This window comes from Pseudoxanthomonas sp. LjRoot204_2 (assembly GCF_056175765.1).
Genome location: NZ_JBGFFG010000738.1, coordinates 1 through 1,032, shown reverse-complemented (window position 1 = coordinate 1,032; position 1,032 = coordinate 1). Strand labels below are relative to the sequence as shown.

The 1,032-nt window shown below is 68.9% G+C and carries 2 protein-coding genes; both read right to left on the bottom strand.

Annotated features, from left to right (window positions below; genetic code table 11):
• Positions 1 to 382, bottom strand: a 382-nt coding sequence (locus AC04L7_RS19515; protein WP_475513820.1) for a carboxyltransferase domain-containing protein, incomplete at its 3' end; no start/stop codon positions are given.
• Positions 382 to 1,032 (bottom strand): putative hydro-lyase (locus AC04L7_RS19510; RefSeq protein ID WP_475513819.1); only part of this gene is annotated, 651 nt, incomplete at its 5' end. The genes AC04L7_RS19515 and AC04L7_RS19510, both read right to left, overlap by 1 nt.

Sequence of the window (1,032 nt, the reverse complement as noted above, 5' to 3'; positions counted from 1 at the left end):
TCACCACATAGCCGAAACCGGGAGCGAAGCCCGAGAAGGCCACCTTCCAATCGGCACCGAGATGACGATTCACGAGCTCTGCCGCCGACACGCCCAGCAGGGCTGCGGCCTCGTGGAGGTCTTCGCCGTCGTACCGCACCGGCACCGTGACCTCGCCGGTGACCGGCAGGTGAGCGGTGTCGATGTCCGTCGCCGCGAGCGCCTCTGCGAGATCGCCGGCCGAGACGACGAGCGGATCGAAGCGCACGAGCACGGTGCGAGCGCCCGGGATGTGCTCGACCACACCGCGCACTCCGTCCCAGGCGAGGTTCAGGCGCATCGCCTCGTCGAGGTCGGCCGCCTCGACGAGAAGCGCGTGATCGGATGCGGTGAGGATGCGCATCAGACGAGGTACTCGGCATCCGGCACGTCGGTGATGAACATGTACCCCGGTGCGTGGGTGATGGCGAACGGCGGCTTCGAGGCCATGATCGCGGCCTGRGGSGTGACGCCGCAGGCCCAGAACACCGGCACTTCGCCGTCGCGCACCTCGGGGGCATCCCCGAAGTCGGGGCGGGCGAGGTCGAGGACTCCGAGGGATACGGGGTCGCCGACGTGCACCGGAGCACCGTGCACAGCGGGGGTTCGGCCGGAGATCTGCACGGCATCCGCCACTCGGTCCGCCGCGATCGGCCTCATCGACACGACCATCTCACCGCTCAGGCGACCCGCCGGTGCGCAGGGCACCGAGGTGCGGTACATCGGCACATTGCGACCGAGCTCCTGATGACGGATCGGGATGCCGGCCTCGACGAGTCCGGACTCGAACGTGAAGCTGCATCCGATGAGGAACGAGACGAGGTCCGGATGCTCCGCCCAGGCCGCCGTCGCGTCGGTGATCTCTTCGGCCAGTTCGCCGTCGCGCCAGATGCGATACCGGCCGATGTCCGTGCGGATGTCGCTGCCCGGCGCGAGCCGTGACTCCACCTCTCCCTGCTCGATGACCTCGAGCACCGGGCACGGCTTCGGGTTGCGCTGTGCGAAGAGCAGGGT